The organism is Vibrio sp. CUB2, from assembly GCF_001557945.1.
GTDB classification, from domain to species: domain Bacteria; phylum Pseudomonadota; class Gammaproteobacteria; order Enterobacterales; family Vibrionaceae; genus Vibrio; species Vibrio owensii.
This window is the reverse complement of the sequence record NZ_LNRB01000017.1, coordinates 39143-54378: the sequence shown is the minus strand read 5'-3', so window position 1 is coordinate 54378 and position 15236 is coordinate 39143. Positions and strand designations below refer to the sequence as shown.

Below are 15236 nucleotides of genomic sequence, written 5' to 3'. Positions count from 1 at the left end.
GGAGACGACATGTTAGGTGCAGACGGACTCAACTTAGCGCTCATGGTGGCAGATTCAGGCATCATTGATAGTGCTGTTAACGACTTAATGGCGCGTTCACAAGTCATGATGATGGCAGAAAACCGAGGCATGAAATCCTCAGTGAAAAACCATCTGCTTAAATGGCGTGGCAACGTGAAAAAGCGCATGACGAAAGTCTGTGAGACAGAACGTTTTCAACAGGAGCTCGCACTCTACCAAGAAGTGATTTATTGGGATGAGAACGAGTTCTTTGAGCGCATTGATGACGTGATCAAGAAGCTTGAATGGCACTCAGCGTTTTACATGCAAGCGCGTCGCATGATGGAGAAGAACAAGGGCGTGAATAACCCAATGTTCCCTCATTACTTCTGTGACCAGTGGTATCAAAGCCTTGCAGAAGCAATCAAACAAGCACAAGTCTCTGAGCTTGAAGAGAACAAAGAAAAAGTCCTCAACGACCTTTATCAACGTATGGAAACCATGCGTAACATGGATAAAGTGACGGAGTCTGGTGATGAAGAAAGCGTAGGGCGCTTGTGGGATATGGCGTCCGCTAAGTTGAGTAAAACCGACTTAACCGTGATGAAGCGCCACGCAGAGTTCCTTAAAAAGCACAAAGGCTTGCAAGAAATCGCAGAACAGCTTGGTCGCATGGCTGGGCAAGTGAATGATCCTGACCTCAACCGCGCACCAGCAGAAGAGCTGCAAATGGTTGAGGAAAAGAGTGACGAAGCGACAGACGATATCGTCGGTATTCATGAAAGTGACGATCTCAACAAACTGCTACCAAATGAAACCATGTTTTTGGCTTACCCAGAGCTTGAGGTAGTGTTCTACAAGCATTTGGTTGATAAACGCTTGATGAACTACCGTACGCAAGGTAAGTCTCGCACACTACGTAAAGTGAAAGCGCACAAACCCGATCATAAAGCGGTGGACGTTGAAAAAGGACCGTTTATCGTTTGTGTTGATGCGTCAGGCTCGATGAGTGGCTTCCCAGAGCAATGTGCTAAGGCTATGGCTTATGCACTGATGCAAATCGCTCTGGCTGAGCAACGTGATTGTTATGTGATCATCTTCTCCACGGAGCACATTACTTACGAGCTAACTCGTCAGGATGGCTTACGTGAAGCTGCCGACTTTTTAACTTACAGCTTCCATGGTGGCACGGATTTGGAGCCAACGTTGATTAAATCCATCGATTTGATGAACAGCGACAAATACAAAAACGCCGACATGGTTGTGATTTCAGACTTCATTGCGCCAAAACAGCAGGATGAATTGCTTGCAAAAGTCGATGCATTAAAAGCGAAGAAGAACCGATTCCATGCCATTAGCTTGTCGAAGTACGGCAACCCAGCGTTAATGTCGATGTTTGACCACACTTGGTCTTACCATCCAAACGTAGTGGGACGCTTGTTTAAACGCGTTGCCAACGGTTAATCGCGATAATAGAGAGATACAAAAGCGGCACTGATTGCCGCTTTTCTTTTGCCTATCTGTTTTGATTTGTCTTAACCAAAGTGAGTAAATCTGGACGGTTTAGGTCGAATTAACATCGGATTGGTTTAAAACAAAGCAAACAAACAGAAATTTTGGATTTTTGTTTGACTATATTTCCTGAATCCGTAAAGTAGCAACCAACGCAACGGGGCAGAGCCTTTAAGCGTAAACAATTTGGCGCCTTGGCAGAGTGGCTATGCAGCGGATTGCAAATCCGTGGACCTCGGTTCGACTCCGGGAGGCGCCTCCAAATTCTTAAAAAGAGACGTCTTTATGGCGTCTTTTTTTATACCTCAAATTCCTCTCGGTAAGCTCAATCATCCAATCTCATTTCTCTTGATGTTAACTCGGCAACCAACTTAAAACGCAGTAAAAAATAATCGACGTCATTTGTGTGAATATGCTTCAAAGTTATGCAACTTCATGCCAATTTAATTTGTTGAATATGGAAGAGCCGTCACTAGTGCGTTTTTTCAAGATTTGAAAATAAATCACATTTCTATGAATCTGTGAAATAACGTTCACCTCATTAAAAAGTACCACGCGCCTTTTGCCATAGAGCTTCGCGCACCTCATCAAGACCAGCAATTTGTTTATTTGTTTCATGAACTAACGTGGTTATCCGATCGGTTAATTTCTGTGATTAATACAGAATTATTTATCATTTATTTCAGTAGTCTAAATAAAACCCCTGTAGTGAAAAATTAGTCGTGACTAGCACGTTTCTGACGTGTGGTCCCGTTGGATAACAAGATATTTCAGGAGCAATAACGTGCTACGAACAAAGAAAACAATCGTCAGTATTCTCGTCTCAATGGCGATGATCTCAGGCTGCAATGACTCAGACAGTGACACGATTTCAACCAGTCCAATTCCTTATTTTGCAGAATGGACGGATGTCGACAGTGCCATCAAGAAAGACGATGCAATGGAAGCGGAAATCCAACGCATCCTTGCGTTAATGACGCTGGAAGAAAAGGTGGGGCAAATGATTCAGCCCGACCTTCGCGAAGTCACTCCTGAAGAAGCGAAAACCTATAAGTTAGGTTCTATTCTAAACGGCGGAGGCGGCTTCCCGAATGATGATAAATACTCAACCGCGCAAGATTGGGCGGACGAAGCGGATAAGTTCTGGCTGGCACTAGAAGAAGCTTACGCAGAGAGAGGGTTCCGAATTCCTTTTATGTGGGCAACCGATGCGGTTCATGGCCACAACAACGTTTTTATGGCGACGGTTTTCCCTCATAACATTGGTTTGGGTGCAGCTCGTAACCCTGATCTGATTGAAGAAATAGGAAAAGCGACCGCAAGAGAGGTTGTTGCGACCGGTCTTGATTGGACATTCGCACCGACCGTTGCGACACCTCGTGATTATCGCTGGGGACGTGTATACGAAGGCTACTCGGAAGATCCAGAAATCGTGTATGAATACGCGAAGCGCATGGTGGAAGGCATTCAAGGCGGTGAAGAAGGCTTAAAAGGGGATACCAACGTAATCTCTAACGTGAAGCACTGGGTCGGTGACGGCGGTACGCTGGGTGGTGTTGACCATGGTGAGAACCGTTACACAGAAGAGTATCTACGCAACATTCATGCAATGGGCTACATCGGTGGCTTGAATGCAGGCGCACAAGTGGTGATGTCTTCGTTTAACTCATGGTGGAACGATGCGAACTACGATCCTATGGTCGGTATCGACGGTGCTGAGGATGGTGGCGATTACATGCAAAACCAGAAAATTCACGGCTCACAATACCTGATTACTGACGTCTTGAAGGGCAAATTAGGCTTTGACGGCTTAGTCGTCACAGACTGGAACGGACAAGGTGAGATCAACGGCTGTACAGCAGCAAACTGCCCGCAAGCTGTAATCGCAGGTAATGATGTGTTTATGGTGACCTCGCGTAACGATTGGCAAGCGTTCTACCAAAATGTGATTGACCAAGTAAACGCAGGCATTATCCCAATGTCTCGAATTGATGATGCCGTAACTCGTATTCTCCGCGTAAAAATGCGTGCAAACCTTTGGGAGAAATCTAAACCATCTGAGCGTTCGTTAGCGGGTGACCAATCCGTGCTTAGTGCGCCAGAACACGTTGCCATTGCGCGCCAAGCAGTTTCAGAATCGTTAGTTCTTTTGAAGAACCAAGACCAAATTCTACCTCTGAAATCAGATGCGAAATTCTTGGTAACGGGTTCGGCTGCTAACGATATCACCAAACAAACTGGTGGTTGGTCGCTTACTTGGCAAGGTGATGGCAACACGATAGAGAAAGACTTCCCGAACGCACAAACGGTGCTTATGGCTATGCAGCAAGAAGTCGGTGAAGAAAACGTCTTTACTGATGCTTCAGCAACAACGCCTGAAGAAGCTATTGCGCTTGTGGTTATCGGTGAAGATCCTTATGCAGAAATGTTTGGTGACATCAGCAAAGCACAAACGCTTGAATTCTCGAAGCTAAAAGCCTCTTATCAAGCGGATCTTGATGCGATCAAAGCGCTAAAAGAGCAGGGATACAAAGTGGTTACGGTATTCTTCTCTGGGCGTCCGCTTTACGTAAATGAAGAGATCAACAACTCTGACGCATTCGTTGCAGCTTGGCTGCCGGGAACGGAAGGTTTAGGTATTACTGATGTGCTGTTCGCAAAAGATGGCGCGGATTTCAAAGGCAAACTCTCTTACTCGTGGGGCGCTAAGAAGTGTTCGACCACAATCAACCGCAAAGCACTTAATATCCCTAGTTACACAACACCTATTGATGGCATAAACGGTGAGTTGATTGAGCAGGATATTGAAGGCGAACATAAGCCGTTATTCCCATATGGTTATGGTTTGAACTACGCGAACCATACCGATGTCCCAGCGCTGTATGAAGACTTAAACGACATTCCACTCGACCCACGTGATTATGGTTGTGGTATGGACGAGCCAGACAACGGTATTGCTGAGTTCCCGTTAGAGATCTTCGGTAAAGACGCAAAAGGCGAGTTTGTTGCGAGAATGTCTGGCAGTGCGAATGGTTGGGCTGGCGTGGAAATCAGCAAAGACACCACCACAATTGGCTCAGTAACGACGAAAGGCATTAACTACGATGGCATGCAGCAGTCAGCAATCAACGTAAAATTCTCTGGAGAAACTGGCGACTTCGTTGGTAATTCAGCCGCGCAAATTTACATGCAAACGCCAGATGAAAAGGGTTCCGACTACAACAGTTACATGAATGCCGATTCGACTTTGGAGTTTGATATTCGCATGGTAACCACAGCACCAGAGAGCTTAGTGCTGTCGACACACTGTGAGTATCCTTGTCGTGGTGAGGTAAACATCACCAAAGTGTTACCGGAACCGTCAGATAGTACTTGGACGACGATCAAAGTACCGCTTCAATGCTTGAAAGATACGGGGATGAGTTTCCAAATGTTGAACACGTCTTTCTTGATGTATTCAACTGAAGCTGTGGAGTTTGATTTAGGTAAGATTCGTTATGTTCCGAACCCAGATGGATTACCTGAGGATGCAGTTAGCTGTGAAGACATGCTTGATGAAGCGCTACCACCATTGACGGGGGACATGTACAACATCATTACCGACTTTGGTGCGCAGATAAATACCTCAGACCAATACACGACAGAAGGTTGGGGACCTATCCCTGACGGTGAAACCCACATGACGGCAACACAAACTGCTGATGGTGCATCGGTTACTTATAACAACGCGAGTCCAGAGGCTTACAAAGGCCTGTTGCATTTTAACTTTGATGCGCAGAACTTAGAAAACTTTGTTGAAACGGGTTCGTTGGTGTTTACGGTGAACGTATCGACGTTGGGGACACAAAAGCCTGACAACGATCAAACCGGATTGGTGTTGAAGCTGGTGAATGCTGATGGGGATACCGGTGACATTTTTGTCACTGAATTGGCTGGGGAGAATATTACGTTGAATACGGATATTAAAGTGACCGTGCCAATGTCCACCTTCGCCGAGAAGTTTGATAACAAGTACTGGGCTCAAACCGTTAAAACTTTCACTATCTTCCCCGCATGGGCAAATACCCAAGCTGGCGTAGAGTTTGAAATCAGTGATATTCACTTCACGAAGTAAACAGACCGTCTAGGAACGTTACTCAATTAAGTAGAAACAAGGCGAGCCTTATTAGCTCGCCTTTCTCGTTGAGGAAGCCTTTAAAAGCCAAGTGTGAACTTTCTTGCGGCAATCTATGTGAAATCTCTTTAGAATGTCTTCTTCGACAAGGAAGCAGTGAAGACACATGAGAAATACCGACGACTACATTATTTTCTATCATTTGGTTGAGCAAGGTTCATTCAGCGCCGCTGCAAGACAAATGGAACTCACTAAGTCGGTCGTCAGTAAGCGCATTGCCAAATTAGAGCAGGAGATAGGTGTTCAACTGCTTTATCGAACCACACGCACGCTTAAACTGACAGAAGCAGGGCAATCCTTCTTCGAACATGCTCGTAGTGTCTATCAAGCCGTCGCAACCGCCGAGGAGTCGATTGTTGGTTTGGGTAAGAGCCTATCTGGCAACATCAAGATTACCGTTCCGACCATCTCAGGTGAACTTATCCTTCCTACCGTTATTTCTGAGTTCAACCAAGCCTATCCAGATATCAACATTGATATGGAACTGGATAACCGCTTCGCCGACATCGTCAACGAAGGTTTTGACCTTGCCATTCGTACTGGGGTTTTGCCTGACTCAAGCTTGATTGCGCGTAAGCTGGTCGATGCAAACTGGATTGTGTGTGCATCGCCTAAGTACGTCGTCAAACATGGCAAACCCAAAACACCGGACGATCTCACTAAGCACAACTGCTTGGTTTACGCCTATCAAGAGACAGGGGCTCGTGAGTGGGCTTTCAAGCGTGATGATGAGGTGTGTCAGGTTAAGGTGGACGGGAATCTATGTACTAATAACTCATCTGCGTTACGCAACGTCGCTTTGCTAGGGCAAGGTATCATTTATGTGCCTCGGGTGCTGGTTTATGAAGACTTGCAACAAGGGAAGCTGATTCAGTTGTTTAAAGACGAAACGGCTAAGTGCTTGGGCATTTATGCCGTGTACCCATACACACGTCAGCAACCAGAAAAGATTAAGATCTTTATCGAGCACCTGTATCAGTGTTTTCAACGTCGTAACCATCAATTCTAGCGGTTCAACTTTTCTCAAAGGAGTGATTCTCCTTTGAACGAAGGGATTCGCCCTAAATTTTAAACTCTCCAATCTATCGACTTTCTTCATTAACCGACAATGTCACAGCCATATAACGCTGCTATAACGTCATGGTGTTCACATGTTGTGGTTTTGTTTTGACTGAATGTTCTTTCAAGGTCAGGTATATAAGGCCTTGTTGACTCTTTCGACTTTCTTTTTCTTCGATGTCGTGCACATTTGTTAACAATGTACTTTGTTATTGTTTCTTTTTGGAAACGATAAGTTTCTTTGTTGATTTTATAGTTCTGAGAATTTTAAGTAATTGAATATATGGGTAATTAATGTAGTTAACTTAATCTGGGCGTTGTTATCGGACTTTGGTGGCATGGACGTTCAGATTCGGACTACTTATATTGGCTGGGCATAATAACTAGAGATACGGATATGAAACAGAAGCAGCTCATCGACGCGTTTGTCACCATTGTCGGGGAAGAGAATGTCCTTACCGATCAAATCAAAACCAAGTATTACCGCAGCGGTTTTCGCTCAGGAAGCGGCACGGCATTGGCGGTGGTTTTTCCCAAGACACTACTAGAGCAGTGGAAGGTCATCCAACAATGTGTCGACAATAATTGCATCATCATCATGCAGGCGGCTAAGACGGGTCTGACCGAAGGCTCTGCGCCAAGTGGTAGTGATTACGACCGCGATGTGGTGGTGATCAATATTACCAAGATGAAGCAAATCTATCTGTTAGACGGCGGTAAGCAAGCAGTTTGTCTTCCGGGAGCAAGTTTACATTCGTTAGAAAAAGAGCTGCGAGCGGTTAATCGTGCGCCGCATTCAGTGATTGGTTCTTCCTCTCTTGGCGCAACCGTTGTAGGTGGCATTGCAAACAATTCTGGTGGTGCTTTGGTTAAACGTGGTCCGGCTTACACAGAGTTAGCCATATTCGCACAGGTGGACAAAGACGGTAAGCTCAATCTTGTTAACCACCTTGGTATTGAAGGATTAGGCTCGACGCCTGAAGAGATCTTACAGAATATCCAAGATGGTAACTTCGACCCAGACAAAGTGATTCATGATGAACGCATGGCGTCGGATAAGGAATACGACGAACGTGTTCGTGATGTGACTTCTGATATCCCATCGCGCTTTAATGCCGACGAACGCCGTTTGTACGAGGCGAGCGGTTGTGCTGGTAAGCTTGGCGTGTTCGCTGTTCGAGTCGATAGCTATCCAATCCCTGAAAAAGAGCAGGTGTTCTATCTAGGTACTAACGATCCAGATAAACTGACCAAGCTGAGAAAAGATTTCCTTACTCAATTCGAAAACTTACCAGAAATGGGTGAGTACCTTCACCGTGACATCTTTAACATGGCAGAGAAATACGGTAAAGACGTGTTCCTTTCTATCGATTTATTAGGCACAGACAATCTGCCTAAAATGTTCTCGCTTAAAGCTAAGGTTGAAAACTTCTTAGAGCGTGTGCCGTTGGTCAGCAAATATCTGCCAGATACTATTTTGTACTACGCAAGTAAGTTGTTCCCGCAGCATCTTCCTAAGCGCATGTTGGAATACCGTGATAAGTACGAGCACCATCTTGTACTTAAAATGAGTGACGGCGGTATTGCCGAAGCGCAGAAATACCTCAAAGAGGTGTGGGCGGCTGAGCACGATAGTGATTTCTTCGAATGCACACCAGAAGAGGGTAAGAAAGCGTATCTACACCGTTTTGCGGCGGCAGGTGCAGCAATTCGTTACGAAACCATTCACCGCAAGGAAGTAGAAGACATTGTGGCTCTCGATATTGCGTTACGACGTAACGATGAGGAGTGGTTAGAAACATTACCTGAGGAAGTAAGTAAGAACCTCGTTAAATCCCTCTATTACGGTCACTTTATGTGTTATGTATTCCACCAAGACTATGTTTTCAAAAAGGGTACCGACACCAAGCTGATGAAGAAGCTAATGTTGGAACACCTCAACAGTCGCGGCGCTAAATACCCAGCGGAACACAACGTAGGGCATCTGTACGAAGCGGAAAACTCGCTGCAAAAGTTCTACCATCAACTTGATCCAACCAACACCTTTAACCCAGGCATAGGTAAAATGGATCGCTACAAGCGCAACTGTAACTGCTGTGCTTAAGCACTAAAACGATATGATGTGGAGAGTCGCTTAAACAGTGGCTCTTTTTTTATCAAGAAATAGTGGAATAAGCCGTTTGAGTTTTAATCGAATCGCTCAACTCCCATACGTTCAGTTGTGTTTTTAACCATCTGAATCAAAAAGAATAAATTTATTGTTGACCTGAAATCTTAATCCGTTAAAGTACGCCTCGTTCTCACGGCGAAGGTCGTTAGAACAGATGGTGTTACCATCGCATTAATTGCGTTGCCCTGGTGGTGGAATTGGTAGACACAAGGGATTTAAAATCCCTCGACGTTCGCGTTGTGCCGGTTCAAGTCCGGCCCGGGGCACCATCCGAAAATTGAGTCGGTGAATTTAATATCCCGCCGTCGAGTTGACCGGCCGAGTGTCGGACCATCAATTCCGGCTCGGGGCTCCTTCTCAAATTATGCGACACTAGCTCAGTTGGTAGAGCGCAACCTTGCCAAGGTTGAGGTCACGAGTTCGAACCTCGTGTGTCGCTCCAGTTGAGGCGCCTTGGCAGAGTGGCTATGCAGCGGATTGCAAATCCGTGGACCTCGGTTCGATTCCGGGAGGCGCCTCCATTCTTTTCGAAAGCTCGTCATTATGACGGGCTTTCTTCGTTTTAGCGCAATGGAATCCACGCGCTTTAATACCTCTTTCTGCTGTTTACTTATTATCTCCTCCCTGATTATTTGATCGGGATTCAATAATTGCACTCAATTAGTTATTGATTTTATAAATGTTACACATCTCAATAATTGTAGAGGGTGATTGGTGATAATTTCTCCACGATTGTAGTCCGAACTTTTTGTTGTACAACAGACGGTTAGTTGGATTTCTTCTACCTGTCTTGCGGCTCTCTAAGTTCGGGCTTCGTCCTAAAACGTGAGAGAAAAATAATGAAAACATTCAACCTTAAACCCACACTTTTACCTTTAACTTTGCTGCTCAGTTCGCCGGTAATGGCGGCTCAAAATGGAACCATGATGCAGTATTTCCATTGGTATGTGCCAAATGACGGTGCACTCTGGACACAAGTTGAAAACAACGCGCCAGCACTATCTGACAATGGCTTTACCGCGTTATGGCTACCGCCTGCCTATAAAGGTGCTGGTGGCAGCAACGACGTAGGTTATGGTGTTTACGATATGTATGACTTGGGGGAGTTTGATCAAAAAGGATCGGTGCGAACCAAATACGGTACTAAAGACCAATACCTCGATGCTATCAAAGCGGCACACGCAAATAACATTCAAATTTATGGTGATGTGGTGTTTAACCACCGTGGCGGTGCGGATGGTAAATCGTGGGTCGACACCAAGCGAGTCGATTGGAACAACCGAAATATTGAGCTCGGCGACAAATGGATTGAAGCATGGGTCGAATTTAGCTTCCCGGGGCGTAACGACAAATACTCAGATTTCCATTGGACGTGGTATCACTTTGATGGCGTTGACTGGGACGACGCAGGTAAAGAAAAAGCGATCTTCAAATTCAAAGGTGACGGCAAAGCATGGGATTGGGAAGTCAGCTCTGAAAAAGGCAACTACGACTACCTCATGTACGCAGATTTAGACATGGACCACCCAGAAGTGAAGCAAGAGCTGAAAGACTGGGGCGAGTGGTACCTAAACATGACGGGTGTGGATGGTTTCCGAATGGACGCGGTTAAACACATCAAATACCAGTATCTACAAGAGTGGATCGATTACTTGCGTTGGAAGACAGGCAAAGAGCTGTTTACTGTGGGTGAGTACTGGAACTACGACGTGAACAATCTGCACAACTTTATCACTAAGACTTCTGGCAGCATGTCATTGTTTGATGCACCACTACACATGAACTTTTATAACGCTTCACGCTCGGGTGGCAACTTCGATATGCGCCGTATCATGGATGGCACCTTGATGAAGGACAACCCAGTGAAAGCGGTAACATTGGTCGAGAACCATGATACGCAACCACTGCAAGCGCTAGAGTCTCCTGTGGATTGGTGGTTTAAGCCTCTTGCGTACGCGTTCATTTTGCTTCGTGAAGAAGGTTATCCGTCAGTGTTCTACGCGGATTACTACGGCGCACAATACAGCGATAAAGGGCACAACATCAACATGGTGAAAGTGCCGTACATTGAGCAGTTGGTGAAAGCGCGTAAAGATTATGCTTATGGTAAACAACATTCTTATCTCGACCATTGGGATGTGATTGGTTGGACACGAGAAGGGGATGCAGAACACCCGAACTCAATGGCGGTTATCATGAGTGATGGCCCTGGCGGAACAAAATGGATGTACACAGGTTCACCGAGTACGCGTTACGTCGATAAGTTAGGTATTCGCACCGAAGAAGTCTGGACTGACGCCAACGGTTGGGCAGAGTTCCCAGTGAACGGCGGTTCGGTTTCTGTTTGGGTCGGCGTTAAATAATCAGGCTCGCAGAATTGCAGGTGTGACCAATTTCGAAAATAGTGCGCATTTAATCAATGTCTTGTTTGATATTCATGAAACATATGCGTAACTTTATACCTGAGCATTATCAGTAGGCAGATTAAGGAAAGGAATCTATGGCTGACGTTTTGATTGTTGCGATTGTATTCGGTGCAATATTTGGTGGTGGTATCGTTAAGCTGATTCTCAATCATCGAAAAGAAGTGAGAGCGCTCGAAATTTCTGAGCGTAAACAGATGAATAAAGAAGAGCGAGATGGTCTTAATAAACAAATAGAAGACCTGAAACAGCGCGTCGAAGTATTAGAGCGTATCGTTACTGACAACAAATACCAACTTGATAAAGAAATTGCGTCTTTGTAATTCTGAACCTAGAAGAAAGAGCCAGTTTAATACTGGCTCTTTTTGTATCTGTCCCTGAATCACAAGAAAGGGAAGTAATGGATTACCGCTCATCAAAGAAATCTTTGTTTCGAATGTACTTACTCATCAAGTGATAAGAAAAAGGACGGATCAACCAGCTCACCAAAGAGCGTCCAAGCCTCATCAAAGTTGGTGTGTTTTCGTAAATTCTACCGTTATAAAGCCAAAGCATTTTGCCCACATGCCAGTAGAGAAAAGGTACCGGAGGCATAAAGGTAACAATGTCGATGTCGCAACAGATTCGATAGGTTTTGTGTCCTAACTTGTATCGTTTTTTGAATGTCCAATCACCAATTGCTGGCTGACCAAACGTTACAACTCGCTTAATGCTTTTGGGGTACTTTCGTTCGATATAATCGGCAAACACGCTACCAATTGCGCCGCCCGATGAATGCCCAGTAATGGTGATGCGCTTGCCTTGTAGAATCAACGGTACGACGGTGGCTTCTAGTCGCTCAATCACGCTCAAACCAAGACGGTCTTCATTTCGAGAAGGTTGGCTTTCTTGAAATAACAAATGGTAGAAACCTGCATGGATGCGATAGTTAAGCCCAAGGCGCTTGCAGCTACGAGTCCACATGGCAAAATTCAAAAGCCAATCGCTAATGCTGTGGGACCCCTTAATGACAACAACGACTTCTGTGCGCTTTTTACTCCACAAAACACGGATCATGGTTTTGCCAAACTCGTTTTTAATGATCCGCTGTCCATTAGGATCGAACCCATAGCGGGTCTGTTTAAAGACTCTGGGGTAGGCAAGGTTGCAGAGTACGGCGTAGCGTTCGTATTGGTATCGTTTTAGAGGCTTCACGTTGTTGTTCTTTGTCTTAGTTAATTTCAAACTCTAGACGTCAAATATGAAAAACCGATGAAATGAGCTGGACAAAATTCAGGGTGAAATTTGATAAGTGAAGTGAAGGTCTTTGTTTGTACTCAAGCGAGCTTAACGCTTGAGTACAGACACATAAAGTGCTGACAAAGTTAGTTTGATGCTTGGTGAAGAAATTCAAGCTGTTGCCTTTCTTTATTGCTCATTTCATAAGGTTCATCGGATAGGGTATTCGAATCAAATGACCCAATAGGATAAGACTCTGCTTTACTTTGGCCATACTGTGCTTTTTCACCTGGGAAACCAGACATGCGTTCTATCATGATGTCACGAAGTTCATACTCAGTTCTGCCATTGGGTAATACATTGTGGAACGCTTTTAGCTCCACGGTTTGTTCTCCTTCAGCCAGTTGTTTCTTTTGTACTAAAGACGCGACTGCCGAGCCGCTTGATTGATATAAACTGCCACGAACTCGATAGATACCCGCTCTGTCCACTTGAACTGTAATAGGAATCACCATATCGGAATTATTCGATGATGCTTGGTCTACATCGATAATGCTGGCTACAGATTGGTAAAGGCGTAAATCTGCGCTGATGACATCTTCACCTTGCTCAAAGCTAATCCGTGCCACCAATCTTAATTCTTGTGGCCAGTTTGCTTCTGGTGTTATTTGCCAACCATTTTCTTGAACAGGAAGAGTCGTGAGGGTTTGCTGGCTTTCTACGTCAATAATGTCGAGTGACGCGGTCACGTGGTTTGCCGATGATTTTAAGCGAACATCAATCTTGTCTGGATAAAAATGACGATATTTGTCCAAGCTTAATGCTGCTTTGGCTTCTCCATTCAACACTGGAACAGGGACCTCTTCAAAATGATTCCAGTCGAGATACGGGCTGTTCTTATCTGTAATGGGAGTAGAGTAGGCTGGATACTGTAAGACCTCTTCGTGACGTTCAGCAATCAAAGATAAGTCATGGGAAGAAGCCATATCTTCAATCACATCGACGCTCTCTTCTTCGGGAGGAAATGACGAGTTCTCCACAATGATGGTTTCGCTCTGTGTTGGCTTGGGTAAAGCAGCCGTTTGATTTTGCTGGGCTGGTTGTTGCTTCGCGGAGTCGTCGTCTTGATTTTGTTGCGATAGAAACAACGCCGTAGCCCCAATCAAAACGAAAGCCGCAATGGCGATTGGCTTTTTGTTACTCATAATCCATCTCTTGCATCGTGCTTTGGGTGAGACGAGCCAAGCATGACACTTGGCTCGTTGGTTTGCTTATTACGACGCTTTACAGGCCGACAGCGATTTCCGACATGGTGTCATTTTGAGAACCTTGAACGTAAATGTATTTGTTTCCAAACCATCCGTTTTCTTGGTAGCTGTCAACGCTTACCGATTTCCCATCTGCTAAGGCAATCGACGTATTACTGGAGGTGACTTTACCTTTGTGTTTCGACCCAATGACCTCGCTGTGGCTATAACCGTTACCCATGATGAACGGGTAGTGGTTTGGCATAAAGCTAGCCACTCCCTTGCTTTGAGAAGCCATTTTTCCGTCCATAGCAAGACTAGTAGAACAGCTATCGAAACTGCCTGAGCTTGAAGCGCCACATGATGAATGCGCAGCTACAACGCCATCGTCTTTTCCGGGTAAGAAGCTGGCGGTTGCTTTTAGGTAGTCGCTGCCGTTACCAACAAAACGAATTCGAGGGATACGGTGGTCTGGTAACATCGCGATTTGGCGAGCGTTTGACACTTTAAGATCATTTAAAACACCGGTGTTGTTTTTTGATGGCATATCGCCAAGCCAGAGTGAAATCGCATAACGCATTGCACTGTTTGTCCAGCCACCACCTTCAGTGATGTTAATAACGATATCGCCTAGCTCTGATCCGCCACCAGCGCCCGCAAAGTCGAAAGTCGCGACAATGTTGAGTGGAGAGAGCCCTGCGTTAGTTAACCAGTTTTCTTGGTTATCGAGTAGATGTCTTGCTACTAGGTCGCCGGTTGAGTGGGTGACCAACACGCAACCCGGCTGACAAGTCCCGTTTCTTGAGAGCTCTTGCAGTTTCGGCCATACATAATCACTGGCTATTTTCCCTTCAACTCGTTCATGAGAGGGCCAATCAATGCGAGCATCGGCATACTGCATCCAATGTTCTTTCCAATAATCCGCACCTTCTGTTTCAACTTGCGATGGCGCTGGTTTAGTTTGCAGTTGATCGGCTTGGAATCCGTGGATGAGGACCACTTTGTAATCACCAATAGCTGCATTGGAAGCGGTAGGTAAAGCCATTGCTACTGCGAGTGCGGCTAGTTTTGTCATTTTATTCATGATGTTATCAACCTTTGAATGTTTAGTTTCGCCAAAAATAGCGAAGTGGTAATAAGCAAAATACAAACATCAAAATCACTTTTGCTCGAAAGGTATGATTAACGGGATGAATAATAACGATCAACACATCCGATCAGTGAAGTGTTACCGGAGTACAATAATGATAATTTTAATTCCTATAAATGAGATTGCTTGCGGGGGTAATTTATAAAGTTGTTGATAGATTTCTCTTTTTAATCTTTCTGACATTAACTAGAAAGAAAAGCGATGATTGAGTAACAGCAGGTGAAGAGCAGGGTTGGAATGGTTTGATGTGTTTAGGGATTGATCGAATTGACTGAAGAGTGCT

General features: G+C 45.1%; 9 protein-coding genes and 4 tRNA genes. 10 read left to right on the top strand and 3 right to left on the bottom strand.

Annotation, left to right across the window (positions count from 1 at the left end):
- The first annotated feature begins 9 nt into the window (after positions 1 to 9).
- The 10 genes from viaA (at position 10) to ATB78_RS22115 (ending at position 11661) form a co-directional block, all read left to right on the top strand.
- Positions 10 to 1464 (top strand): ATPase RavA stimulator ViaA, encoded by a 1455-nt coding sequence (gene viaA, locus ATB78_RS22160; RefSeq protein ID WP_005443815.1) that lies wholly within the window; start codon positions 10 to 12, stop codon positions 1462 to 1464.
- Between the two features lie 236 nt (positions 1465 to 1700).
- A tRNA-Cys gene (locus ATB78_RS22155) sits at positions 1701 to 1774 on the top strand.
- 564 nt (positions 1775 to 2338) lie between these two features.
- Positions 2339 to 5626 carry a glycoside hydrolase family 3 protein gene (locus tag ATB78_RS22150; protein WP_061010530.1) on the top strand — a complete coding sequence of 1096 codons (3288 nt, stop codon included), beginning with the start codon at positions 2339 to 2341 and terminating at the stop codon, positions 5624 to 5626.
- A 166-nt stretch (positions 5627 to 5792) separates the two neighbouring features.
- Positions 5793 to 6695, top strand: a complete 903-nt coding sequence (locus ATB78_RS22145) for a LysR family transcriptional regulator (RefSeq protein WP_061010528.1) — start codon at positions 5793 to 5795, stop codon at positions 6693 to 6695.
- A gap of 447 nt (positions 6696 to 7142) precedes the next feature.
- Positions 7143 to 8849, top strand: coding sequence for a D-lactate dehydrogenase (gene dld, locus ATB78_RS22140; RefSeq protein ID WP_061010526.1), 1707 nt, complete (start codon positions 7143 to 7145; stop codon positions 8847 to 8849).
- A 248-nt stretch (positions 8850 to 9097) separates the two neighbouring features.
- A tRNA-Leu gene (locus ATB78_RS22135) sits at positions 9098 to 9184 on the top strand.
- A 97-nt stretch (positions 9185 to 9281) separates the two neighbouring features.
- Positions 9282 to 9357 (top strand) — tRNA-Gly (locus tag ATB78_RS22130).
- Positions 9358 to 9362: 5 nt separating this feature from the next.
- Positions 9363 to 9436, top strand: a tRNA-Cys gene (locus ATB78_RS22125).
- A gap of 318 nt (positions 9437 to 9754) precedes the next feature.
- A complete protein-coding gene (gene amyS, locus ATB78_RS22120; RefSeq protein ID WP_061010524.1) occupies positions 9755 to 11278 on the top strand; it encodes an alpha-amylase in 1524 nt (507 codons plus the stop codon).
- Positions 11279 to 11415: 137 nt separating this feature from the next.
- Positions 11416 to 11661: a hypothetical protein gene (locus ATB78_RS22115; RefSeq protein ID WP_005440998.1), complete on the top strand. Its 246-nt coding sequence runs from the start codon at positions 11416 to 11418 to the stop codon at positions 11659 to 11661.
- A gap of 82 nt (positions 11662 to 11743) precedes the next feature.
- Here the strand turns inward: ATB78_RS22115 and ATB78_RS22110 are convergent, their stop codons facing one another.
- The 3 genes from ATB78_RS22110 to ATB78_RS22100 form a co-directional block, all read right to left on the bottom strand.
- Complete coding sequence (locus ATB78_RS22110) at positions 11744 to 12532, bottom strand: lipase (RefSeq protein WP_005440995.1); 789 nt, start codon at positions 12530 to 12532, stop codon at positions 11744 to 11746.
- A gap of 170 nt (positions 12533 to 12702) precedes the next feature.
- Positions 12703 to 13761: a hypothetical protein gene (locus tag ATB78_RS22105; protein ID WP_061010522.1), complete on the bottom strand. Its 1059-nt coding sequence runs from the start codon at positions 13759 to 13761 to the stop codon at positions 12703 to 12705.
- Between the two features lie 79 nt (positions 13762 to 13840).
- Positions 13841 to 14887 carry a hypothetical protein gene (locus ATB78_RS22100; protein ID WP_061010520.1) on the bottom strand — a complete coding sequence of 349 codons (1047 nt, stop codon included), beginning with the start codon at positions 14885 to 14887 and terminating at the stop codon, positions 13841 to 13843.
- Positions 14888 to 15236 lie beyond the last annotated feature (349 nt).

Excerpts from the sequence above, each read along its gene's own strand:
- ATB78_RS22105 (WP_061010522.1), bottom strand. The coding sequence starts at position 13,761 with ATGAGTAACAAAAAGCCAATCGCCATTGCGGCTTTCGTTTTGATTGGG.
- viaA (WP_005443815.1), top strand. The coding sequence starts at position 10 with ATGTTAGGTGCAGACGGACTCAACTTAGCGCTCATGGTGGCAGATTCA.
- ATB78_RS22145 (WP_061010528.1), top strand. The coding sequence starts at position 5,793 with ATGAGAAATACCGACGACTACATTATTTTCTATCATTTGGTTGAGCAA.
- amyS (WP_061010524.1), top strand. The coding sequence starts at position 9,755 with ATGAAAACATTCAACCTTAAACCCACACTTTTACCTTTAACTTTGCTG.
- ATB78_RS22150 (WP_061010530.1), top strand. The coding sequence starts at position 2,339 with ATGGCGATGATCTCAGGCTGCAATGACTCAGACAGTGACACGATTTCA.
- ATB78_RS22100 (WP_061010520.1), bottom strand. The coding sequence starts at position 14,887 with ATGAATAAAATGACAAAACTAGCCGCACTCGCAGTAGCAATGGCTTTA.
- dld (WP_061010526.1), top strand. The coding sequence starts at position 7,143 with ATGAAACAGAAGCAGCTCATCGACGCGTTTGTCACCATTGTCGGGGAA.
- ATB78_RS22115 (WP_005440998.1), top strand. The coding sequence starts at position 11,416 with ATGGCTGACGTTTTGATTGTTGCGATTGTATTCGGTGCAATATTTGGT.